The following is a 22,676-nucleotide window of genomic DNA, read 5'->3' as shown; positions in this document are numbered from 1 at the left end:
AGTTGATGATTTACGAAGGTAAAGCCATCACGGTTAAGGCTCTTGAAAGTGGCATCGTCGAATTGAAATTCGACCTCAAGGGTGAGTCCGTCAACAAGTTCAACCGTCTAACCCTGAACGAACTGCGTCAGGCCGTAGACACCATCAAGGCTGATGCATCGATCAAAGGTGTGATCGTCTCCAGCGGCAAGGACGTGTTTATCGTCGGCGCTGACATCACCGAATTCGTCGACAACTTCAAGCTGCCCGATGCCGAGCTTGTGGCTGGCAACCTCGAAGCCAACAAGATTTTCAGCGATTTCGAAGACCTCAACGTGCCGACCGTTGCCGCGATCAATGGCATCGCTCTGGGCGGCGGTCTGGAAATGTGCCTGGCTGCGGACTTCCGCGTCATGGCTTCCAGCGCGAAAATCGGCCTGCCGGAAGTCAAGCTGGGTATCTACCCGGGCTTCGGCGGTACCGTGCGCCTGCCGCGTATCATCGGTGCCGACAACGCCATCGAGTGGATCGCCGCCGGCAAGGAAAACCGTGCTGAAGACGCGCTGAAAGTTGGCGCCGTCGATGCTGTGGTTGCTCCGGAAAAACTCGCAGAAGCTGCACTGAACCTGATCAAGGGCGCCATCAGCGGCGAATTTGACTACAAGGCCAAGCGTCAGCCTAAGCTGGAAAAACTCAAGCTCAACGCCATCGAACAAATGATGTCGTTCGAAACCGCCAAGGGTTTCGTGGCCGGTCAAGCGGGCCCTAACTACCCGGCGCCGGTCGAAGCGATCAAGACCATCCAGAAAGCCGCGAACTTCGGTCGCGACAAGGCCCTGGAAATCGAAGCTGCCGGCTTCGTCAAGCTGGCCAAGACTTCTGCTGCGCAGAGCTTGATCGGCCTGTTCCTGAACGATCAGGAACTGAAGAAAAAAGCCAAGGCCTACGACGAAATCGCCAAAGACGTGAAACAGGCTGCCGTACTCGGCGCCGGGATCATGGGCGGTGGTATTGCCTATCAGTCGGCGTCCAAAGGCACGCCGATCCTGATGAAAGACATCAACGAGCACGGTATCGAGCAAGGCCTGGCGGAAGCCGCCAAGCTGCTGGTCGGCCGCGTTGATAAAGGTCGCATGACCGCTGCGAAAATGGCTGAAGTGCTTAACGGCATTCGTCCTACGCTGTCCTACGGTGATTTCGGCCACGTCGACCTAGTGGTCGAAGCGGTTGTCGAGAACCCGAAGGTCAAGCAGGCGGTACTGGCTGAAGTCGAAGCCCAGGTCAAAGAAGACACGATCCTGGCGTCCAACACCTCGACCATTTCCATCACCTTGCTGGCCAAGGCCCTCAAGCGTCCGGAAAACTTCGTCGGCATGCACTTCTTCAACCCGGTGCACATGATGCCGCTGGTAGAAGTGATCCGTGGCGAGAAGTCCAGCGAGCTGGCTGTTGCCACCACCGTTGCCTACGCCAAGAAAATGGGCAAGAACCCGATCGTGGTCAACGACTGCCCGGGCTTCTTGGTCAACCGCGTGCTGTTCCCGTACTTCGGCGGTTTCGCCAAGCTGGTCAGCGCTGGCGTGGACTTTGTGCGTATCGACAAGGTCATGGAAAAATTCGGCTGGCCCATGGGCCCGGCGTACCTGATGGACGTGGTCGGCATCGACACCGGCCACCACGGTCGCGACGTCATGGCTGAAGGCTTCCCGGACCGCATGAAGGACGACCGTCGTTCGGCTGTCGATGCACTCTACGAAGCCAAGCGCCTGGGCCAGAAGAATGGCAAGGGCTTCTACGCCTATGAGACCGACAAGAAGGGCAAGCAGAAGAAAGTTGCCGACCCATCGGTTCACGAAGTGCTGGCACCCATCGTCTACGAGCAGCGTGAAGTGTCTGACGAAGACATCATCAACTGGATGATGATCGCCCTGTGTCTGGAAACCGTACGTTGCCTGGAAGACGGCATCGTCGAAACCGCCGCCGAAGCCGATATGGGCCTGGTGTACGGTATTGGTTTCCCTCCATTCCGTGGCGGTGCGCTGCGTTACATCGACTCGATCGGTGTGGCCGAGTTCGTTGCCCTGGCTGATCAGTACGCTGATCTGGGCCCGCTGTACCACCCGACTGCGAAGCTGCGCGAGATGGCCAAGAATGGCCAGAGCTTCTTCGGTTAAGTGCCCAGACGACTAGAGCGAGAATATTTATGAGCTTGAATCCAAGAGACGTCGTGATTGTCGACTTCGGTCGTACTCCGATGGGCCGCTCCAAGGGCGGCATGCACCGCAACACCCGTGCCGAAGATATGTCGGCGCACCTGATCAGCAAGTTGCTGGAGCGTAACGTCAAGGTCGACCCGAACGAGGTCGAGGACGTGATCTGGGGCTGCGTCAACCAGACCCTGGAGCAGGGCTGGAACATCGCGCGCATGGCCTCCTTGATGACGCAGATCCCGCACACTGCGGCCGGCCAGACCGTCAGCCGCCTGTGTGGCTCGTCGATGAGCGCGCTGCACACGGCTGCCCAGGCGATCATGACCGGCAACGGTGATGTATTCGTGGTCGGTGGCGTGGAGCACATGGGGCACGTCAGCATGATGCACGGTGTCGATCCTAACCCGCACATGTCGCTGTACGCGGCGAAAGCCTCGGGCATGATGGGCCTGACTGCGGAAATGCTCGGCAAGATGCATGGCATCACCCGTGAAGCCCAGGACGCCTTTGGCTTGCGCTCCCACCAGTTGGCCCACAAGGCGACTGTGGAAGGCAAGTTCAAGGATGAAATCATCCCGATGAACGGCTACGACGAGAACGGTTTCCTGAAACTGTTCGACTACGACGAAACCATTCGTCCGGACACCACCCTGGAAAGCCTGGCGGCCTTGAAGCCGGCGTTCAATCCAAAGGGTGGCACCGTGACAGCCGGTACGTCGTCGCAGATCACTGATGGTGCTTCGTGCATGATCGTGATGTCGGCCCAGCGTGCCCAGGACCTGGGGATCCAGCCTCTGGCGGTGATCCGTTCCATGGCCGTAGCGGGTGTGGACCCGGCGATCATGGGCTATGGTCCAGTACCGGCCACACAAAAAGCCTTGAAGCGCGCAGGTCTGAGCATCTCCGACATCGACTTCTTCGAGCTCAACGAAGCTTTCGCCGCACAGGCCCTGCCAGTGCTGAAAGATTTGAAAGTACTCGACAAGATGAACGAGAAGGTTAACCTGCACGGCGGTGCGATTGCCCTGGGCCACCCATTCGGTTGCTCCGGTGCACGTATCTCCGGCACCTTGCTTAACGTGATGAAGCAAAATGGCGGCAACCTGGGGGTTGCAACCATGTGCATTGGTCTCGGCCAAGGCATTTCCACCGTCTTCGAACGCGTCTAAGCGTTGGGTTGACGGAAGCCGGGGCCCAGTGCCCCGGTTTTTGTTTTTTGGAATTTTTAATTTTTTTTTAATAAATTTTGTAAGAGGGTCAGAGCATGAAAGTCGAACCAGGGCTCTACCAGCATTATAAAGGTCCCAAGTACCGCGTTTTTAATGTGGCACGGCACTCCGAGACCGAGGAAGAAGTGGTGTTCTACCAAGCACTGTATGGCGATTACGGCTTTTGGGTGCGTCCCTTGAGCATGTTCCTGGAGACCGTCGAGGTTGACGGCAAGCAGGTCCCGCGCTTTGCTTTGGTGCAGGTCGAACCCAGTCTTTTTTCAGGGCAATAACGGCAGGTTGCGCGCAATGCTGCGCTTGACCTCACTGTGTTGCCACTATATATAGCGTTGCCGCGTCAGGCGCCAACCGCCTTTCTCTTCTCGAATTCAGGAATTTTCCGATCCATGGGCAAATCGCTGGTCATTGTGGAATCCCCGGCTAAGGCCAAGACCATCAACAAGTACTTGGGTAACGAGTACGTGGTGAAGTCGAGTATCGGCCATATCCGAGACCTGCCCACCAGCGGTTCGGCTAGCGCCAGCAAGGAGCCTGCTGCCAAGCGCGGCAAGGCGGCTGCGGGCGAAGGTCCGGTGCTCTCGCCTAAAGAGAAGGCGCGCAAGCAGCTGGTCTCGCGCATGGGTGTGGACCCGGATCATGGCTGGAAGGCCAAGTACGAAATCCTTCCGGGCAAGGAAAAGGTGATCGAGGAGCTGCGCCGGCTCGCCAAGGATGCTGACACCATCTATCTCGCGACGGACTTGGACCGCGAAGGGGAAGCTATTGCCTGGCACCTGCGCGAAGCCATCGGTGGGGATGACAGCCGCTATAAACGCGTGGTGTTCAACGAAATCACCAAGAAGGCGATCCAGGAAGCCTTCTCCAAGCCGGGCGAGCTGGACATTGACCGCGTCAATGCCCAACAGGCGCGGCGCTTCCTCGACCGCGTCGTCGGCTACATGGTCTCGCCACTGCTGTGGGCGAAGATCGCCCGTGGCCTGTCCGCTGGCCGTGTGCAATCGGTAGCGGTCAAGCTGGTGGTGGAGCGTGAGCGCGAGATTCGTGCGTTCAACCCTGAAGAGTACTGGGAAGTCCACGCGGACCTCGGTACCGCCAAGGGCAACAACGTGCGCTTTGAAGTGGCCCGCGAGAAAGGCGAGGCCTTCAAGCCGCTCAACGAAGCCCAGGCCATGGCCGCGCTGGACAAGCTCAAGGCTTCCAGCTACAGCATCGTCAAGCGTGAAGACAAGCCCACCAGCAGCAAGCCGTCGGCGCCGTTCATCACCTCCACCCTGCAACAGGCCGCGAGCAACCGCCTGGGCTTTGGCGTGAAGAAGACGATGATGATGGCCCAGCGTCTGTACGAAGCGGGCTACATCACTTATATGCGTACTGACTCCACCAACCTGTCGGTGGACGCGGTGGCGATGGCGCGTACTTATATTGAAAGCGAGTTCGGCAAGAAGTACCTGCCGGAGAAGCCAAACGTCTACAGCAGCAAGGAAGGCGCACAAGAGGCTCACGAAGCGATTCGTCCGTCCGACGCCAATACCGAGCCAAGCAAGCTGACCGGCATGGAACGCGACGCTGAGCGCCTCTACGAGCTGATCTGGCGCCAGTTCCTGGCGTGCCAGATGCTGCCGGCGCAATATCTGTCCACCACCGTCACAGTGGGTGCCGGGGACTTCGAGCTGCGTGCCAAGGGCCGGATCCTCAAGTTCGACGGCTATACCCGCGTGATGCCGCAAATCGCCAAGCCGGGTGATGACGATGTGCTGCCAGACATGGCTCAGGGCGATGCGCTGAAGCTGATCAAACTCGATCCGAGCCAGCACTTCACCAAGCCACCACCCCGTTATTCGGAAGCCAGCCTGGTCAAGGAAATGGAAAAACGCGGTATCGGTCGTCCTTCGACCTATGCGGCGATCATTTCCACGATCCAGGACCGTGGCTACGTTGCCTTGCACAACCGCCGTTTCTATTCGGAAAAGATGGGCGATATCGTCACCGAGCGTCTGTCCGAGAGCTTCTCCAACCTGATGGACTACGGCTTTACTGCCGGTATGGAAGAGAATCTCGATGACGTGGCCCAGGGCGAGCGCGACTGGAAAAACGTACTCGACGAGTTCTATGGCGACTTCAAGAAAAAACTCGAAGTAGCCGAGAGCCCGGAAAACGGCATGCGTGCCAACCAGCCGGTGATGACGGATATTCCGTGCACCACCTGCGGTCGTCCAATGCAGATCCGTACCGCGTCGACCGGTGTGTTCCTGGGTTGCTCGGGCTACAGCCTGCCGCCCAAAGAGCGCTGCAAGGCCACCGTCAACCTGGTGCCGGGTGATGAAATCGCTGCCGATGACGAGGGTGAATCCGAGTCGCTGGTACTGCGTGGCAAGCACCGTTGCCCGATCTGCAGCACGGCCATGGACGCCTACCTGCTGGACGAGAAGCACAAGCTGCACATCTGCGGTAACAACCCCGATTGCAACGGCTACGAGATCGAAGAAGGCACCTATCGCATCAAGGGCTATGAAGGCCCGAGTCTGGAATGCGACAAGTGCGGCAGCGAGATGCAGCTCAAGACCGGTCGTTTCGGCAAGTTCTTCGGTTGCACCAACCCGACCTGCAAGAACACCCGCAAACTGCTGAAAAGCGGTGACGCGGCGCCGCCGAAGATGGACCCGGTGAAGATGCCCGAGCTCAAGTGCGAGAAGGTCAACGACACCTATATCCTGCGTGACGGCGCTTCGGGCTTGTTCCTGGCCGCCAGCCAGTTCCCGAAAAACCGCGAGACCCGTGCGCCGCTGGTGCTGGAGATCGTGCCGCACAAGGATGAAATCGATCCGAAGTACCACTTCTTGTGTGAAGCGCCGAAGAAGGATCCCGACGGTCGCCCGGCCGTGATCCGCTACAGCCGCAAGACCAAGGAGCAGTACGTGCAGACCGAAGTGGACGGCAAGCCTACGGGCTGGAAAGCCTTCTACGATGGTGGCAAGTGGAAGGTCGAGGATAAGCGCCAGGGCGCTTGATCCAGCACCTGCGTTGAAGTAAAGGCCGCCTTCACAGGCGGCCTTTTGGTTTGCGCTTGCAGTGGACTTGTCTCATCCTTGACACTGTTCAGCCAGCATCACATCTATGTCGTTGTGGAGACTGCCGTCATGGCCAACGAACTCTATACCCGTACCAACCAGAAAATTTACTTCGCGGGTTTGTCCCTGGAAGCCCTTGGCCGCGCCGAGGAAGGAAAGGAGATGAACGCTATCGCGCTGGTCCAGGCGGGGCGAGAGTCGGCGTTGTTTCACCTGTACGGGGCCTTGCTGGGCCTGTGTCATGAAATTGCCGGCTTCTATCGTTTGCCCCAGGCGAATGCGCCACGGGCCGAGGATATCCTGACCCGTGAGGTGCAGGAGTCGCTGGCTATTCCTGAGTTGGCTGAATTGGTGGAAATGGCCCGGAGCCCCGACAGTTGGCTGGCACGCTTGTTGGCTGCGCATTCGGCGATGTTCCAGCCGCCGCGTGTGCCGCACATGCCCAAGGGCGATGTGACCCAGCCGCTGATCGTTGCGGTCAGCCTGGAAGAAGAAGGGCCGGAGCCACTGAGCCGGGCCGAACTGGAGAGTTGGCGCCAGGAGCTGAAGAAGCTGGCGATCCGCTTTCGGGATGGATTGAACGAGTGCTGAGTCAGGTGTACTCGGCAGGCCTTTGACCATTCATCAAGCCGCACGGCAAGCTGCCTCAGATACCGAGCGATGCAGCCCTCATGCCTGATATAATGCCGGGCTATCCTGGAGAACAGATTTTTATGCCAACGTCCTTTCTGGAAATTGTTGAATTGCCCGACGGCCGAATTGAGCTGCGCAGGGCTGAGGACGAGGGTTCTCTGGTGACTTTGGATTTTTCCGAGGACGCCAAGGCGTTCCTACAAGGCCAGCATGTGGAAGTGGCAAAAGCCATGTTGAGCGTGGGTGTGCAGATGGCGGGGCGCCTGGCTGAAGGCGAACCTGAAAAAGACGACGGTCCACGGGTTCTTCACTGAGTCCGTTTGGCGTTTTTTAAGATTCAAATGTTCAATCGGCTTCTCAATTCTGTAGAAGCCTTGCGTCCATCGCAGGCACTGACCTGACGTCAGGCTGTAATCGGACGACCTGTGCCACTCCCGAGAACGCGTTGCGCGCCAGTCTCGGGTTTATCCCAATCGAATATTCAAACTCTGTGCATCGCCTGTGCGCGCTGCGCTGATCAACTGCTGCTTGGCCGAAGCGCCCAGCGGGTTCAGCCAGCTGACGACGGTGTGGCTACGCCCCAGGCGCAATGCCTCGCAGGTCAGTTGCTGGGCGCTCTGGGCACCGCGTGGTTGCAGCAGCAGGATGCGCTCGCGGTTCAGGCCTGCATCCCGCAGCCAGGCCTGGGTCAGGCTGGAGGGTGGGGCGATCAGGGTCAGCCAGCGGGCGTCCTGTTCCTCGCTCAGTTCACGCAGGATCGGCGCCAGCAAGCTCAGGCAGTTCCCGGCAGCGCCGCGCAACGACAATTCACTGAAGACCTCCGGTTCGGCGGGGGCGGTCCATGGGGACTCCACCGCCTCGCTGAGGATAGGTGCAAGTGGCTGGGCCAGAAAGGCCTCAAACAGCGGCAGTTGTGTATGTTGTTGCGCGTGTGGGAACTGCATGATGCCTCCGTTAGCGGCGAATTACGCCGACACTCAAGCCTTCGATCACCAGGTCCTGATCCTTCAGGTTGACTTCAATCGGCGAAAACTCAGGGTTTTCTGCCAGCAGCCAGACTTTGCTGCCTTCGCGCTTGAAGCGCTTGACCGTTACTTCATCGCCAATGCGGGCCACGACGATCTGGCCGTTACGCGCTTCGCGGGTGGTGTGCACGGCCAGCAGGTCGCCGTCGAAGATGCCCACGTCCTTCATGCTCATGCCATGGACCCGCAACAGATAGTCGGCGCGAGGATGGAAGAAGGTCGGGTTGATGTTGCAGGACTCTTCGACGTGCTGTTGTGCCAGAATCGGCGCACCGGCAGCGACCCGGCCGATGATCGGCAGTGTCGATTCGTCAGCCTTGGCTTCGAAGCCAGGGATACGAATACCGCGGGACGCACCCGGGGTCATTTCGATCGCACCCTTGCGGGCAAGGGCCTTCAGGTGTTCTTCGGCAGCATTGGGGGATTTGAACCCCAGCTCCAGGGCGATTTCTGCCCGGGTCGGCGGATAGCCGTTGTCGTCGAGGCAGCGCTTGATAAAAGCGAGAATCTCAGCTTGGCGTGGCGTCAGTTTTAGCATGTTGATCGCTCTGTCTTTTTATACAGTGACTGGGATTATATACAGTGAACTGCGTTTGGCAATCATCGTTTTTGCCGACTCCGCCGGACGGTCATCCGTCGGGCCCTGCAAAGCCTGGAGACAGCGCTGCCTACAGGCGATGGAAGATGTGATTAAATAGGTGCGAATCGGGTGACTGACCGGCCGGAAAACGGACCTGCAGGCTTGACATTGCACAAGGTGAAACGTATGTTTCAAACAAGTGTTTGTCAGGCGGAGTAGCCATGGCCCAGTCGGAAACCGTTGAACGCATTCTCGATGCTGCCGAGCAGTTGTTCGCGGAAAAAGGATTTGCTGAAACTTCATTGCGGCTTATCACCAGCAAGGCCGGGGTCAACCTGGCAGCAGTGAACTATCATTTCGGCTCGAAAAAAGCCCTGATTCAGGCGGTGTTCTCGCGCTTCCTGGGGCCATTCTGCATCAGCCTCGACCGTGAGTTGGAGCGGCGCCAGGCCAAGCCTGAGAATAAGCCGAGCCTGGAAGACCTGCTGGAAATCCTCGTCGAGCAAGCCCTGGTGGTACAGCCGCGCAGCGGCAACGATCTGTCGATCTTCATGCGCCTGCTGGGCCTGGCGTTCAGTCAGAGCCAGGGCCACTTGCGACGTTACCTCGAAGATATGTACGGCAAAGTATTCCGTCGCTACATGTTGCTGGTGAACGAGGCGGCCCCGCGTATTCCCCCTATCGAATTGTTCTGGCGCGTGCACTTCATGCTCGGTGCTGCTGCGTTCAGCATGTCCGGGATCAAAGCCTTGCGCGCCATCGCCGAGACCGATTTCGGCGTCAACACCTCCATCGAGCAGGTGATGCGCCTGATGGTGCCGTTCCTGGCCGCTGGCATGCGCGCGGAAAGCGGCGTCACCGACCCGGCCATGGCCGCCGCTCAACTGCGCCCGCGTAGCAAGTCCGTCCCGGTGGCGGCCAAGGTTTAGCCACTGGCGTCTGGGCGCAACCGCGTGCATCCGCTAAGCTAGCCGCCCATGCCGATTTCAACTATTTATCCGCACTTCACCGCCTTGCCTGGCTTGACCTGGCTAGGCGGTGAAGTGCGCGCGTCATTCAAGGAAAATTTATGACTGCTGCCCTGCAAGGCTCTTTGATGGTGGACGTCGCCGGCACCTGGCTGACGGCTGAAGATCGCCACTTGTTGCGCCAGCCTGAAGTGGGCGGCCTGATCATTTTTGCGCGCAACATCGAGCATCCGCGCCAGGTGCGGGAGTTGAGCGCCGCCATTCGCGCAGTGCGCCCGGACCTGTTGCTGGCTGTGGATCAGGAAGGCGGTCGGGTCCAGCGCCTGCGCCAGGGGTTTGTGCGCCTGCCGGCCATGCGGGCGTTGGCGGACAATGCCAATGCCGAATACCTGGCCGAGCAGTGCGGTTGGGTCATGGCCACGGAAGTACTGGCCGTCGGCCTGGACCTGAGCTTCGCCCCCGTGCTGGACCTCGACTACCAGCGCAGCGCCGTTGTAGGCACGCGCTCGTTCGAAGGTGATCCCGAGCGTGCCGCGTTGCTGGCCGGCGCCTTTATCCGAGGCATGAACAGCGCTGGCATGGCCGCCACCGGCAAGCACTTCCCGGGTCATGGCTGGGCCGAGGCAGATTCCCACGTCGCCATTCCCGTTGATGAGCGCAGCCTGGAACAACTGCGCACCCATGACCTGGTGCCGTTCGCGCGCCTGAGCAAGCAATTGGCCGCGGTCATGCCGGCCCACGTTATTTACCCACAGGTGGATAACCAGCCGGCCGGCTTCTCGCGTCGCTGGTTGCAGGACATCCTGCGCGGCGAATTGCAGTTCGACGGGGTGATTTTCAGTGATGACCTGTCCATGGCCGGTGCCCACGTGGTGGGGGATGCGGCGAGCCGGATCGAGGCTGCTTTAAGTGCTGGCTGCGACATGGGCCTGGTGTGCAATGACCGCGCAGCGGCCGAACTGGCCCTGAGTGCGGCCCAACGCATGAAGGTCACGCCATCGGCACGTATTGCCCGTATGCGTGGGCAGGCGATTGCGTCGACTGACTATAAGCAGGATCCGCGTTGGTTGGCGGCGCTTGGCGCGCTTCGGGATGCACAGTTGATCGAATGAGATTGAGGTGCGCCCATCGCAGGCAAGCCAGCTCCCACATTTGATTTGTGGCGGTACCAAAAATCTCTGCCCCAGTGAGATCCCCTGTGGGAGCGGGCTTGCCCGCGATCGCGGTAACCCAGTCACTCTTTCTGGCGGCTGACCCACCGCTATCGCAGGCAAGCCAGCTCCCACATTTGATTTGTGGCGGTACCAAAAATCTCTGCCCCAGTGAGATCCCCTGTGGGAGTGGGCTTGCCCGCGATCGCGGCAACCCAGTCACTCTTTCTGGCGGCTGACCCACCGCTATCGCAGGCAAGCCAGCTTCCACATTTGATTTGTGGCGGTACCAAAAATCTCTGCCCCAGTGAGCCCCCTGTGGGAGCGGGCTTGCCCGCGATGGCGGCAGCCCAGTCACTCTTTCTGGCGGCTGACCCACCGCTATCGCAGGCAAGCCAGCTCCCACATTTGATTTGTGGCGGTACCAAAAATCTCTGCCCCAGTGAGCCCCCTGTGGGAGCGGGCTTGCCCGCGATAGCTATCTAACTATCAACGCTTCTCTAGCTTTTGGGGTAACGGCGCAAACAGCGCCTCGATATCCTCGTTGCCCAGCTTCCAGTCGCCCGTGGTGCGGCCATCCAGCACCCCCGCTGCCAGGTCTGACTTTTCTTGCTGCAGCGCCTGGATCTTCTCTTCCACAGTGCCCCGGGCAATCATCTTGTACACAAACACTGGCTTTTCCTGGCCGATGCGATACGCACGGTCAGTCGCCTGGTTTTCCGTGGCCGGGTTCCACCAGGGGTCGTAGTGGATCACGGTATCGGCTTCGGTCAGGTTAAGTCCCACGCCGCCCGCCTTGAGGCTGATCAGGAAGATCTGCAGCTTGCCACTCTGGAAGTCCTTGACCGGCGTGCGCCGGTCGCGGGTCTGGCCGGTCAGCAAGGCGTAGGCGACCCCGCGTTTTTTCAGCTCGAGCTCAATCAGGCTGAGCATCGAGGTGAACTGCGAGAACAGCAGGATCCTGCGCCCTTCGGCAAACAGCTCCTCGAGCATCTCCATCAGGCTGTCGAGCTTGCCGGAACTGCTGCCGCGTGCGGGCAGGGTGGCGTCGTTTACCAGGCGCAGATCGCAACAGACCTGGCGCAGCTTGAGCAGCGCTTCCAGAATGATGATCTGGCTGCGGGCCACGCCCTTGCGGGTGATCTCGTCGCGCACCTTCTTGTCCATGGCCAGGCGCATGGTTTCGTATACATCGCGCTGGGCTTCATTGAGATCGACCCAGTGAATGATCTCGGTCTTGGGCGGCAATTCAGTAGCCACCTGTTCCTTGGTACGGCGCAACAGGAACGGCTTGATCCGACCGTTGAGGTGTTGCAATCGCACGTCGCTGCCGCGTTTTTCGATGGGCACGCGGTAGTCACGGTTGAAGCTTTTTACATCGCCCAACCAACCCGGCAGCAGGAAGTGGAACAGCGACCACAGCTCGCCCAGGTGGTTTTCCAGGGGCGTGCCGCTCAGGCACAGGCGCTGGCGTGCATTCAGCTCGCGGGCGGCCTGGGCGGCCTTGCTGGTGGGGTTCTTGATGTACTGGGCTTCGTCGAGGATCAGCACATGCAGTGGCTGCACGGCCAGTTGTTCGATGTCTTTGGGCAGCAGGGCGTAGGTGGTCAGCAGCAGGTCGTAGTCCTGCAACTGGGCGAAGTATTTCTTGCGCCCGGCACCGTACAGTGCCAGTACCTTGAGCTGCGGGGTGAAGTGCGCCGCTTCGTCGAGCCAGTTGGGGATCAGGCTGGTAGGCATCACCACCATGCACGGCCGGTCCAGGCGCCCGGCGATTTTTTCGCTGAGAATATGCGCCAGGGTCTGCAGGGTTTTGCCCAGGCCCATGTCATCCGCGAGAATCCCGCCCACTTCCAGTTGGCGCAGGGACTGCATCCAGCTCAGGCCTTCGAGCTGGTAGGGGCGCAACGTGGCGTTGAGGCCCTCGGGGGCGGCGCAGGTGAAGTCCTTGATGTCGCGCAGGCGCTGGGCAAAGTTGCGGATCTGCTCGCCACCTTCCCATTGCAGCGGTAGGTCTTCCAGCGGGTTGAGGCGAATCGCGTCGGCCTTGGCCAGGCGCAAGGCGGTGGTGCCAGGCTCCTGCAGGTAGAACTCACCGAGGGTCGCCAGCACCGGTTTGAGCCGGCCGTAGGGCAGGGCGACTTGCAGCGGGCCGTGGCCACCGTTGGGCAGGCCGGGGATGTTCACCAGGATCAGTTCGTCGTCGCGGCGGCGCGCGAGCTTTTCCGGGTTGAGGATTTCGGTGTGGGAGCGCATCAGGTTCAGCAGGATCGGCAGCAGGCTCAGCCGTTCGCCATTGACGATAATCCCCAACTCCAGGTCGAACCAGTCGCGCTCCGGCACTTCATCGACGCTGGCGTACCAGTCCTCGACCGGGCTCAGGTCGAAGCCGAAATCCTCGTCGATCTGCAGTTCCCAACCGGCAGCCCGCAGGCTTGGGGAGGCGTTGAGGGTGAAGTTCAGCCAGGCGCTGTCATTGACCATCTCAAACAGCTCGCCGGCGCTTTCCGGCAGGGCCTTGCTCTGGCGGGTGGCGATCTTGAAGCCCAGCAGGCGCAGGTGCTCGCGAAAGCCTTGCTCCACCTCGGGATGGCGCTTGATCCGCAGGCTCTGGGTTTCCTGGCGGACAACGATGTCGGCGTTTTTCTGGCCGCTGACATAGTTACCCTGGTAATTGAACGACAGCGCTGCGCGGTGCTGGATATAGCGCTGCATCTTGCCGTTGCGCGGCTCAAAGGCGCTGAACTCGATGCTGGCCAGCCACAGCCGGGGAATCGGCTGCACATCCTCGAGCACCACTTGCGGCAGGACCACGCGGTTATCCAGCACGGCCTGCAGTTTCTCCAGCAGCTCGGCATCCTTGGCCGCCGCCGGGTAGGCCAGGGTTTCCTGGACCTGCAGCAGCACGGCCGCGATGTGTTTGCAATTGGTGTGCACGGGGCAGGTGCAACGGCTGTCCACCAGGATCAGGGTGCCTTTGGCCGATTCGCGCAGGGAGATGGTCTGGCGATACACATTGCCGCCCGAGCCTTCGCAACTGGCGATGATGGTGCTGTCGCCGGACTCGACAATCCTTACGCGGTTTTCCAGGGCGTAGCGCCGGCCGCGCTCCAGGCTTTGTTCCTTGAAGCGGTTGGCCCAGGACGGAGCCAGGGGTTTGGTCAGCGACGACGTCAGGGGCATGGCGCTGGATCAGTCCGCCAGGCCGGGCGGCGGCGCGCTCGGTGGCTTGGCGGTAAGGGAGGTGATCTTGATCAGCAGGGCCAGGTGGCCAGCGTCCAGGTAATTGAGCTGGTTGTTCTTGGTGCGCACGTCCGGTTGGCTCAAGTGTTCGCTGGCAATCACGCTGCCGTTGTTGTCGAACTGGTTGAGCCAGAAGCTGGCGTCAATACGGGTAAAACGCCCCAATTGCAGGTCCAGTGTGCCCTGGATGGGGTATTGGCCAAACTGTTCCTGGCCGTCGGTGATTTTCACCTTTACCGGCTGCTCGCCCAGGTTCTGCTCCCAGGCTTTGTGCAGCAGCACGGTGTAGTCGCCATTGGCCTGGAGTTTCTCGACGATATTGTTCAGGCGCGGCGGGCTGATTTTCTCGATCCCTTGGCGCGGCGCCCCGGCGGCCCAGTCTTCCGGGGCCGGCCGACTATTGATCAGCGGCTCTGCATTCTGGCGGATCAGGATCATTTCCACCTGGTAGAGGCTGTCGGCAAACGCCGAAGGTGCGACTACCACCAACAACAGGCTCAGGATACGAAGCAGGCGCATGGGGCGTCCTTCAAGCAGGTTTCGGGATGAGGCGCTCAAACAGCGCCTCCAATGTATTAAAGCGCTCTTCTGCACGTTCCATCGGCACCATGAACTTGAACAGCGTAGCGCCTTCGAATTTGTAGCGGTTGGGCTGGCCCTGGATCAACTTGATCAGTACCAGCGGGTCTACCGGCGTCTGCGCTTCGAACTCGATACGCCCGCCCTGCGGCCCGGCGTCGACCTTCTTGATCCCCAGTTGCTCGGCCTGCAATTTGAGCAGGGTCAGGCGCACCAGGTTCTTGGTCGGCTCCGGCAACAGGCCGAAGCGGTCGATCATCTCCACTTGCAGGTCCTTGAGACCTTCTTCGTCAGTGGCCGAGGCGATGCGCTTGTACAGGATCAGGCGTGCATGCACATCCGGCAGGTAGTCTTCGGGAATCAATGCCGGCAGACGCAGGTTGATTTCCGGCCCGCCGCCCAGGGGTTGGTCGAGGTTCGGTTGTTCGCCTTTGCGGATGGCCTTCACCGCGCGCTCAAGCATTTCCATATAGAGGGTAAAGCCCACGGCCTGGATCTGCCCGCTCTGGCCGTCGCCCAGCAGTTCGCCGGCGCCACGGATTTCCAGGTCGTTGGTGGCCAGCACAAAGCCCGCGCCCAGGTCCTGGGTGTTGGCGATGGCTTCCAGGCGCTTTTCCGCATCGCCGGTAATTTGCTGGCGCGGTGGCGTCAGCAGGTAGGCGTAGGCCTGGTGGTGACTGCGGCCGACCCGGCCACGCAACTGGTGCAACTGCGCCAGGCCGAACTTGTCGGCGCGCTCGATGATAATGGTGTTGGCGCTCGGCACGTCGATGCCGGTCTCGATAATGGTCGAGGCGATCAGCACGTTGAAGCGCTTGTGGTAGAAGTCGCTCATCACCTGTTCGAGTTCGCGTTCGCGCATCTGCCCGTGGCCGATGCCGATCCGCGCTTCCGGCACCAGTTCGGCGAGGTCGGCGGCGCATTTCTCGATGGTTTTCACATCGTTGTGCAGGTAGTAGACCTGGCCGCCGCGCAGCAACTCGCGCAGCAGAGCTTCCTTGATCGTGCTGTTGTTCTGCTCCATGACGAAGGTGCGCACCGACAGGCGTCGTGCCGGCGGCGTGGCGATGATCGACAGGTCGCGCATGCCCGACACCGCCATGTTCAGCGTGCGCGGGATCGGTGTGGCGGTCAGGGTCAGGATATCGACCTCGCTGCGCAGGGCCTTGAGCTGCTCCTTCTGGCGTACGCCAAAGCGGTGCTCTTCGTCGATGATCACCAGGCCCAGGTTCTTGATCTTCACATCGTCCGACAGCAGCTTGTGGGTACCGATCACGATGTCGATCTTGCCTTCGGCCAGGTCGGCCACGGCTGCGTTGACTTCCTTGGCGGACTTGAAGCGGCTCATCACCTCCACGGTCACCGGCCAATCGGCAAAGCGGTCGCGGAAACTGTTGTAGTGCTGCTGGGCGAGCAGGGTGGTCGGCACCAGGATTGCCACCTGGCGGCCGCCATGCACCGCGATAAACGCGGCGCGCATCGCCACTTCGGTCTTGCCAAAGCCCACGTCACCGCAGACCAGGCGGTCCATGGGCTTGGGCGCGAGCATATCGGCGCGCACGGCGTCGATGGTGGTTTGCTGGTCCGGGGTTTCTTCGAAGGCGAAGCCGGCGCTGAACGTGGCGTAGTCGGCCTTCGGGTCGGCGAACGCATAGCCTTCGCGGGCCGCGCGGCGAGCATAGATGTCCAGCAGTTCGGCGGCTACGTCGCGCACCTGCTCGGCGGCCTTGCGCTTGGCCTTCTGCCAGGTCTCGGAACCCAGGCGGTGCAACGGCGCCAGGGCGTCGTCGCTGCCGGTGTAGCGCGCGATCAGGTGCAGGTTGGCCACCGGCACATAGAGCTTGGCGCCCTCGGCGTATTCCATGGTGAGGAATTCGGCGGCCTGGTTGTCGATCTCCAGGGTCTGCAGGCCCAGGTAGCGCCCCACGCCGTGGTCGATATGCACCACCGGCGCGCCTTCGCGCAGTTCGGTGAGGTTCTTGATCACCGCGTCGTTGTTGGCGTCGGCACGTTTTTCCCGGCGCCGGCGCTGCATCACGCGTTGGCCGAACAGCGGGCTCTCGGCAATCAGCGCCAGGGCCGGATCATCCAGTTGCAGGCCTTCGTTCAGCGGCGCAATCGTGATCGCCAGGCGGTCCTTGCCGGCGACAAAGTCCGGCCAGCTGTCGACGGTTTTTGGTCGCAGCTTCAGACGTTCGAGCAACTCCAGCAGCACTTCGCGGCGCCCGGCGGATTCGGCGGTAAACAGCACGCGGCCGGGGAAATCGCCGAGGAAGTCGGACAACGCTTGCAGCGGCTGGCTGGCCTTGGCCTCGATGGCCAGGTTGGGCAGGGTTTGGGCCGGGAAGCGTTCGCGGCCGACGCCGGCTTCCACATCCTGTTGGCTGGCGACCACCCGTGGCCAGTTCTTCAGGCGGGCGAAGCAGTCCTCTACCGGCAGGAACAGCTCGGCAGGCGGCAATAAAGGCCGGGATGGATCGACGCGGCGTTCTTCATAACGGTTGCGCACGTCGTTCCAGAAGTTTTCCGCCGCCTGTTCGATGCCCGGCAGCGAGAACACCTGAGTGTCCTGGGGCAGGTAATCGAACAGGGTCGAGGTTTCGTCGAAGAACAGCGGTAGGTAGTACTCGATACCGGCGGGGGTAATCCCGCTGCTCAAGTCCTGGAAGATCGGGCAACGGCGGAAATCCACGTCAAAGCGTTCGCGAAAGCGCGCCTTGAAGCGCGTGACGGCGTCTTTTTGCAGGGGGAATTCCCTGGCCGGCAGCAGCTTGATCGACTGTACTTTGTCGATGGAGCGCTGGTTTTCCGGGTCGAAGGTGCGCAGGGTCTCGATTTCGTCGTCGAACAGGTCGATGCGGTAGGGCAGTTTGCTGCCCATCGGGAACAGGTCGATCAGCGCGCCACGCACGGCGAACTCGCCATGCTCGTACACCGTATCGACGCAGCGGTAGCCGCTGGCTTCCAGGCGCGTGCGCATCTGCTCCACGTCGAGTTTCTGGCCAATATCCAGCACCAGACTGCTGCCCAGCAGGAACTTGGTCGGCGCCAGGCGGTGCAGGGCCGTGGTGATCGGCACCACGAGTACGCCGTGGGCCAGTTCCGGCAAGCGGTACAGGCTGGCGATGCGCTGGGAGATGATGTCCTGGTGCGGCGAGAACAAGTCGTAGGGCAGGGTTTCCCAGTCCGGGAAATGCAGCACCGGCAAATCGGGGGCAAAGAAACTCAGCTCCTGCTCCAACCGTTCGGCGCTTTGGCTGTCGGCGGTCAATAGCAGGGTAAAGCGCTTGGCTGCACTGGCAGCCTCGGCAATGGCCAGGCTCAGGGCGGCACCGGGCAGATTGCCCCAATGCTGTTTACCTGCCTCGGCAGGGAGTAGCGGTAGACGCAGGACGGGCACGGACGTTTGAGCTCCAGCGTTGCGACAAAGTCGGTAATTGTAACGGCCCGGAGTGCCGCCTGTCAGTTGCTGACTGTGCCTATTACGGTTTGTAGGAAATGTAGTGGCTAAGACAAACAATGCGCGGTTTTGACTCAAAATGTAGTGCCAAAATGCACGTATGTTTCGGAGGGTTACGGACAAGTGGCCCGAGGCTTTCACCAGGGGGTGCGCTGGAAGCCGCGTATTTACTGGCCTGTAGCGCGGCGAAAATTATGTGCAAGGGCTTTTGTTGCGTGGCGCGCATTGCTCCGGGGGCGGTCGGGCGGCATAATGTAGCCCCTTTTTTCAGCCCCTACATGTGGAAGGTTCCCGTGACTCAGAAGCCCGACCAGTGTCTTGGTGAATGGATCGACCGTGAAGCACTCGCAGAAGCGATGATCCCGCTTATCGGTCAGCTGTACCGCAATAACAATGTGGTGAGCTCGATCTATGGCCGCAGCCTGATCAACCAATCAGTCATCGCGATTCTCAAGGCTCATCGCTTTGCTCGCCATCGTTCTTCGGACGATAGCGAACTCTCCGTCCACGAAACATTCCCTCTGCTTAAAGCCATGAGCGAGCTCAAGCTCGGCGCGGCTTCGGTGGACCTGGGCAAGTTGGCGTTCAAATTCCGCGCTCAAGGCAATGGCCGCAGCGCCGAGCAGTTCGTGCGTGAAGAACTGGCCGACGTGGTTGGCCAGCAAAACGCCGCATCCCGTAAAGGCACTGACGTGGTGCTGTACGGCTTCGGTCGTATCGGCCGTCTGCTGGCACGCATCCTGATCGAAAAAACCGGCGGTGGCGACGGCCTGCGCCTGCGGGCCATTGTCGTGCGCAAAGGCGCCGAAAATGACCTGACCAAGCGCGCCAGCCTCTTGCGTCGCGACTCGGTACACGGTTCGTTCAATGGCACCATCACCATCGACGAAGAAAACAACACCATCACCGCCAACGGTAACCTGATCCAGGTGATCTACGCGAAGAACCCGACCGAGGTGGATTACACCCAGTACGGCATCCAGAACGCCTTGCTGGTGGACAACACCGGCGTATGGCGTGATGCCGACGGCCTGGGCCAGCACCTGGCCTGCCCGGGTATCGACCGCGTTGTGCTGACTGCGCCTGGCAAGGGCAAGCTGAAGAACATCGTTCACGGCATCAACCACAACGAAATCACCGCTGACGACAAGATCGTGTCCGCCGCTTCCTGCACCACCAACGCCATCGTGCCGGTGCTCAAGGCTGTGAATGACAAGTTCGGCATCATCAACGGTCACGTCGAAACCGTTCACTCGTACACCAACGACCAGAACCTGATCGACAACTTCCACAAGGGCGATCGCCGTGGCCGTAGCGCCGCGCTGAACATGGTGATCACCGAGACCGGTGCTGCCACCGCTGCTGCCAAGGCCCTGCCTGAGCTGGCCGGCAAGCTGACCGGTAACGCGATCCGTGTACCCACGCCGAACGTGTCGATGGCCATTCTCAACCTCAACCTTGAGAAAGCCGCCACCCGCGAAGAGATGAACGAGTACCTGCGCTACATGGCGCTGCACTCCGATCTGCATAAGCAAATCGACTTCGTCAATTCCCAGGAAGTGGTGTCCACCGACTTCGTTGGCTCGCGCCACGCCGGTGTGGTCGATGCTGAAGCGACCATCACCCAGGATAACCGCGTTGTACTGTACGTCTGGTACGACAACGAGTTCGGTTACAGCTGCCAGGTGGTGCGCGTGATGGAAGACATGGCTGGGGTCAACCCGCCGGCGTTTCCGCGCTAAGCATTAGCGGTAAATGAAAAAGCCCCGACTGGTTCGGGGCTTTTTTGTGGCTGGGGGTTTGTGTTGGGTGTGAAGGCCTCATCGCGGGCAAGCCCGCTCCCACAGTTTGATTTGCGAATACATTCAAATGTGTGGGCGGGCTTGTCGGGCCGCCGCATCGCCGCGATAGCGATCTATCAGGCCCCACCGACTACCGAAGCCTGCGCAGTGCGCAGTTCGTGCCGATTTCCCTTGAACAGCACCAGGGTCGCCACCAGCCCCAGCACCGCCGCGCCACTGAGCCAGATCCCCGGCGCAGCCTTGTTATCCAGTACATGGATCAGGTAAGTACAGGCGGCCGGGGTAAAGCCGCCAAAGGTTGCGGTCGCCAGGCTGTAGGCCAATGAAAAGCCTGTGGTGCGTACTTCCACTGGCATGATTTCGGTCAGCGCGACGACCATGGCGCCGTTGTACGAGCCATACAGGAACGACAGCCATAACTCGACGAGCAGCAGGTGGCTGAAGCTCGGATTGGCCACCAGCCATGACAGGGCCGGGTATGCCGTGAGGATTGCCAGAATAGTCGCCCCCAGCAGCAAGGGTTTGCGACCCACCTTGTCGGATACCGCGCCCATCACGGGCAACCAAAAGAAGTTCGACAGGCCGATGCACACGGTGACCAGCAACGCATCCAGGTCCGACAGGTGCAGTTCGGCCTTGCCGAAGGTCGGTGTGTAGGCGGTGATCAGGTAGAACGACACGGTCGTCATCACCACCAGCGCCATGCCTGCCAGGACGATGCCGAAATTCTGGCCGATGGAGCGGATGATTTCCTGCAGGGTAGGGCGATGTTTACGTGCCTGGAATTCCGGGGTTTCCTCCAGGGAGCGGCGAATCACGAAGATCACCGGCACGATCAGGCAGCCGATCAGGAACGGCACGCGCCAGCCCCACTCACCCATCTCCTCGGGGCTCAGCCAGTGGTTCAGGCCCACGCCCAGCAGGCCGGCGAAGACCACGGCGGCTTGTTGGCTGGCGGACTGCCAACTGACGAAGAAACCTTTACGTCCCGGCGTGGCGATCTCCGCCAGGTACACCGAGACCCCGCCCAGTTCGACACCTGCCGAGAAGCCTTGCAGCAATCGGCCAAACAGCACGATCAGCGGCGCGGCCACCCCGAGGGTGGCGTAGCCGGGCACGCAGGCGATCAGCACGGTGCCGGCGGCCATCATGGCCAGGGTGATCACCAGGCCTTTTTTACGGCCATGGCGGTCGATGTAGGCACCGAGGAAAATTGCCCCCAACGGACGCATCAGGAACCCGGCACCGAAGGTCGCCAGGGACAACATCAGGGACGCGAAGGCGCTGTCGGCAGGGAAGAAGGTCTTGGCAATGGCTGTGGCGTAGAAGCCGTAGACCATGAAGTCGAACATTTCGAGAAAGTTACCGCTGACAACGCGAAAGATCGCCTTGCCTTTGCCCGTGGTGTTGGACATGTCATTTACTCAACTGGCTATCTTGTTGGAAATCCCTGGTCGTCGTTCTTCCTTGCTGCAAGGTCTGGGCGCTGGCTGGTGCCCAAGAGTTTTGTAACCATATGTGTATCCGTGTGGGCGAGCAACAAAAACCGTTAGCAAGCTGGCTATTTGTCATGAAGCAACCCGCGTCAGGCGACGACATGCCGCATAATGGCCAGCCCCGAAAATGTGCTTGAGTGCGGCTTCATTGGGTTTTCAGCAGCGATAAGGTTGTGTGGCTTATGGGCGGTTTGCGATGCGCGATGGTGGGCGCTGTGTTGGCGATCTTGACGGGCTGCGGCGGCGATGAGGCCCTGGAGGCGTTTGGCGGCCCGACCATGGGCAGCACTTATTCAATCAAATATGTCCGTACCCCCGGGACGCCGGCGGCCAATGATGTGCAGCCGCAGGTCGAGCGCATCCTTGCCGAGGTCGACCGACAGCTGTCGACCTATCGCAGCGATTCCGATATCGAGCGCTTCAATGACTTGCCGGCCAACCGCTGCCAGCCGATGCCCGAGTCGATCCTGCAGTTGGTACGCACGGGCGAGCAGCTGTCCCAGGCCAGTGGCGGCGCTTTTGACCTGACCGTCGAGCCACTGCTCAACCTGTGGGGCTTCGGGCCCCAGGCGCGACAGGTAAAAGTCCCGGATCCCATGACGCTGGCCTTGGCGCGCCAGCGCGTCGGTCATCAGCACTTGCGCATCGACGGTCACCAGCTGTGCAAGGACGCGGCGGTGCAAGTGGACTTCAACAGCATTGCCGCTGGCTACACGGTGGACCGGATCGCCGAGCGGCTAGGGCAGTTGGGCATTCACCGGTACCTGGTCGAAGTGACTGGCGAGCTCAAGGCTGCCGGGCGCAAACCCGATGGCACGCCCTGGCGTGTGGCCCTGGAGGAGCCCCGCGATGACCAGCAGGTGGCTGAGCGCGTGATCGTGGTGGACGGCTTCGGCGTGTCTACTTCAGGTGACTATCGCAATTATTTCCAGCAGGATGGTCGCCGCTATTCCCACACCCTCGATGCCCGTAGCGGGGCGCCGATCACCCATCACCTGGCGTCGGTCACGGTACTGGAGCCTTCGGCGCTTATGGCGGACGGCTTGTCGACCTTGCTCCTGGTACTGGGGCCCGACGAGGGCTGGGACTATGCAGAAAAACAGCGGATCGCGGCATTTTTTGTGATGCGTGAGGGGGATGCTTTCGTCACACGCAGCAACAAAGCGTTCGAACAACTGACGACGGTCAAGCCGTAATCAATACTGTGTAGTAAAGGCAAAACTGGCCTACGACGCGACCAAGGGTTAATGTGC

General features: G+C 60.7%; 16 protein-coding genes. 10 read left to right on the top strand and 6 right to left on the bottom strand.

Translation table 11 applies throughout. The features are described 5' to 3' along the window. Positions 1-5 precede the first annotated feature (5 nt). The 6 genes from fadB to HBR94_RS06200 all read left to right on the top strand — a co-directional run bounded on the left by fadB (position 6) and on the right by HBR94_RS06200 (position 7,433). Positions 6-2,153: a fatty acid oxidation complex subunit alpha FadB gene (fadB, locus tag HBR94_RS06225; RefSeq protein WP_057438519.1), complete on the top strand. Its 2,148-nt coding sequence runs from the start codon at positions 6-8 to the stop codon at positions 2,151-2,153. Positions 2,154-2,182: 29 nt separating this feature from the next. After that, positions 2,183-3,358 (top strand): acetyl-CoA C-acyltransferase FadA, encoded by a 1,176-nt coding sequence (gene fadA / locus HBR94_RS06220; protein ID WP_005786153.1) that lies wholly within the window; start codon positions 2,183-2,185, stop codon positions 3,356-3,358. Between the two features lie 95 nt (positions 3,359-3,453). Continuing rightward, positions 3,454-3,690 carry a DUF1653 domain-containing protein gene (locus HBR94_RS06215; RefSeq protein WP_029300088.1) on the top strand — a complete coding sequence of 79 codons (237 nt, stop codon included), beginning with the start codon at positions 3,454-3,456 and terminating at the stop codon, positions 3,688-3,690. A gap of 114 nt (positions 3,691-3,804) precedes the next feature. Next, entirely contained in the window at positions 3,805-6,426 is a 2,622-nt protein-coding gene (gene topA / locus HBR94_RS06210) for a type I DNA topoisomerase (protein ID WP_057438521.1), read from the top strand. Positions 6,427-6,555: 129 nt separating this feature from the next. Then, positions 6,556-7,077: a DUF6586 family protein gene (locus HBR94_RS06205; RefSeq protein ID WP_170044386.1), complete on the top strand. Its 522-nt coding sequence runs from the start codon at positions 6,556-6,558 to the stop codon at positions 7,075-7,077. 122 nt (positions 7,078-7,199) lie between these two features. Next, positions 7,200-7,433 (top strand): hypothetical protein, encoded by a 234-nt coding sequence (locus HBR94_RS06200; RefSeq protein ID WP_026136850.1) that lies wholly within the window; start codon positions 7,200-7,202, stop codon positions 7,431-7,433. 150 nt (positions 7,434-7,583) lie between these two features. Here the strand turns inward: HBR94_RS06200 and sulA are convergent, their stop codons facing one another. Beyond that, complete coding sequence (sulA, locus tag HBR94_RS06195) at positions 7,584-8,063, bottom strand: SOS-induced cell division inhibitor SulA (protein ID WP_057438523.1); 480 nt, start codon at positions 8,061-8,063, stop codon at positions 7,584-7,586. Between the two features lie 10 nt (positions 8,064-8,073). After that, positions 8,074-8,682, bottom strand: a complete 609-nt coding sequence (gene lexA, locus HBR94_RS06190) for a transcriptional repressor LexA (protein WP_029300096.1) — start codon at positions 8,680-8,682, stop codon at positions 8,074-8,076. A gap of 263 nt (positions 8,683-8,945) precedes the next feature. Between lexA and HBR94_RS06185 the strand changes: the two genes are divergently transcribed. Further along, positions 8,946-9,653 carry a TetR/AcrR family transcriptional regulator gene (locus HBR94_RS06185; protein ID WP_057438524.1) on the top strand — a complete coding sequence of 236 codons (708 nt, stop codon included), beginning with the start codon at positions 8,946-8,948 and terminating at the stop codon, positions 9,651-9,653. A gap of 140 nt (positions 9,654-9,793) precedes the next feature. Continuing rightward, positions 9,794-10,804: a beta-N-acetylhexosaminidase gene (nagZ, locus tag HBR94_RS06180; protein WP_057438525.1), complete on the top strand. Its 1,011-nt coding sequence runs from the start codon at positions 9,794-9,796 to the stop codon at positions 10,802-10,804. Positions 10,805-11,332: 528 nt separating this feature from the next. Here the strand turns inward: nagZ and HBR94_RS06175 are convergent. The 3 genes from HBR94_RS06175 to mfd are packed head-to-tail and all read right to left on the bottom strand — an operon-like array spanning position 11,333 to position 18,065. Continuing rightward, the gene (locus HBR94_RS06175; protein ID WP_170044385.1) at positions 11,333-14,026 is read right to left on the bottom strand and encodes a DEAD/DEAH box helicase; all 2,694 of its coding nucleotides are present in this window, start codon (positions 14,024-14,026) and stop codon (positions 11,333-11,335) included. A gap of 9 nt (positions 14,027-14,035) precedes the next feature. Further along, positions 14,036-14,605: a CsiV family protein gene (locus tag HBR94_RS06170; RefSeq protein WP_057438527.1), complete on the bottom strand. Its 570-nt coding sequence runs from the start codon at positions 14,603-14,605 to the stop codon at positions 14,036-14,038. A 10-nt stretch (positions 14,606-14,615) separates the two neighbouring features. Beyond that, the gene (mfd, locus tag HBR94_RS06165; protein WP_057960297.1) at positions 14,616-18,065 is read right to left on the bottom strand and encodes a transcription-repair coupling factor; all 3,450 of its coding nucleotides are present in this window, start codon (positions 18,063-18,065) and stop codon (positions 14,616-14,618) included. Between the two features lie 338 nt (positions 18,066-18,403). Between mfd and HBR94_RS06160 the strand changes: the two genes are divergently transcribed. Further along, a complete protein-coding gene (locus tag HBR94_RS06160; RefSeq protein WP_115128680.1) occupies positions 18,404-19,867 on the top strand; it encodes a glyceraldehyde-3-phosphate dehydrogenase in 1,464 nt (487 codons plus the stop codon). A 176-nt stretch (positions 19,868-20,043) separates the two neighbouring features. On the opposite strand, the gene HBR94_RS06155 is transcribed toward HBR94_RS06160, so the two are convergent. Then, positions 20,044-21,342 (bottom strand): MFS transporter, encoded by a 1,299-nt coding sequence (locus HBR94_RS06155; protein ID WP_057960295.1) that lies wholly within the window; start codon positions 21,340-21,342, stop codon positions 20,044-20,046. A 263-nt stretch (positions 21,343-21,605) separates the two neighbouring features. On the opposite strand from HBR94_RS06155, the gene HBR94_RS06150 reads away from it, so the two are divergent. Then, entirely contained in the window at positions 21,606-22,619 is a 1,014-nt protein-coding gene (locus HBR94_RS06150; protein ID WP_170044384.1) for an FAD:protein FMN transferase, read from the top strand. The last annotated feature ends 57 nt before the right edge of the window (positions 22,620-22,676 follow it).

This window comes from Pseudomonas sp. WS 5412 (assembly GCF_012985615.1).
Classification (GTDB): domain Bacteria; phylum Pseudomonadota; class Gammaproteobacteria; order Pseudomonadales; family Pseudomonadaceae; genus Aquipseudomonas; species Aquipseudomonas shahriarae.
This window is presented reverse-complemented; position numbering and strand designations above follow the sequence as displayed.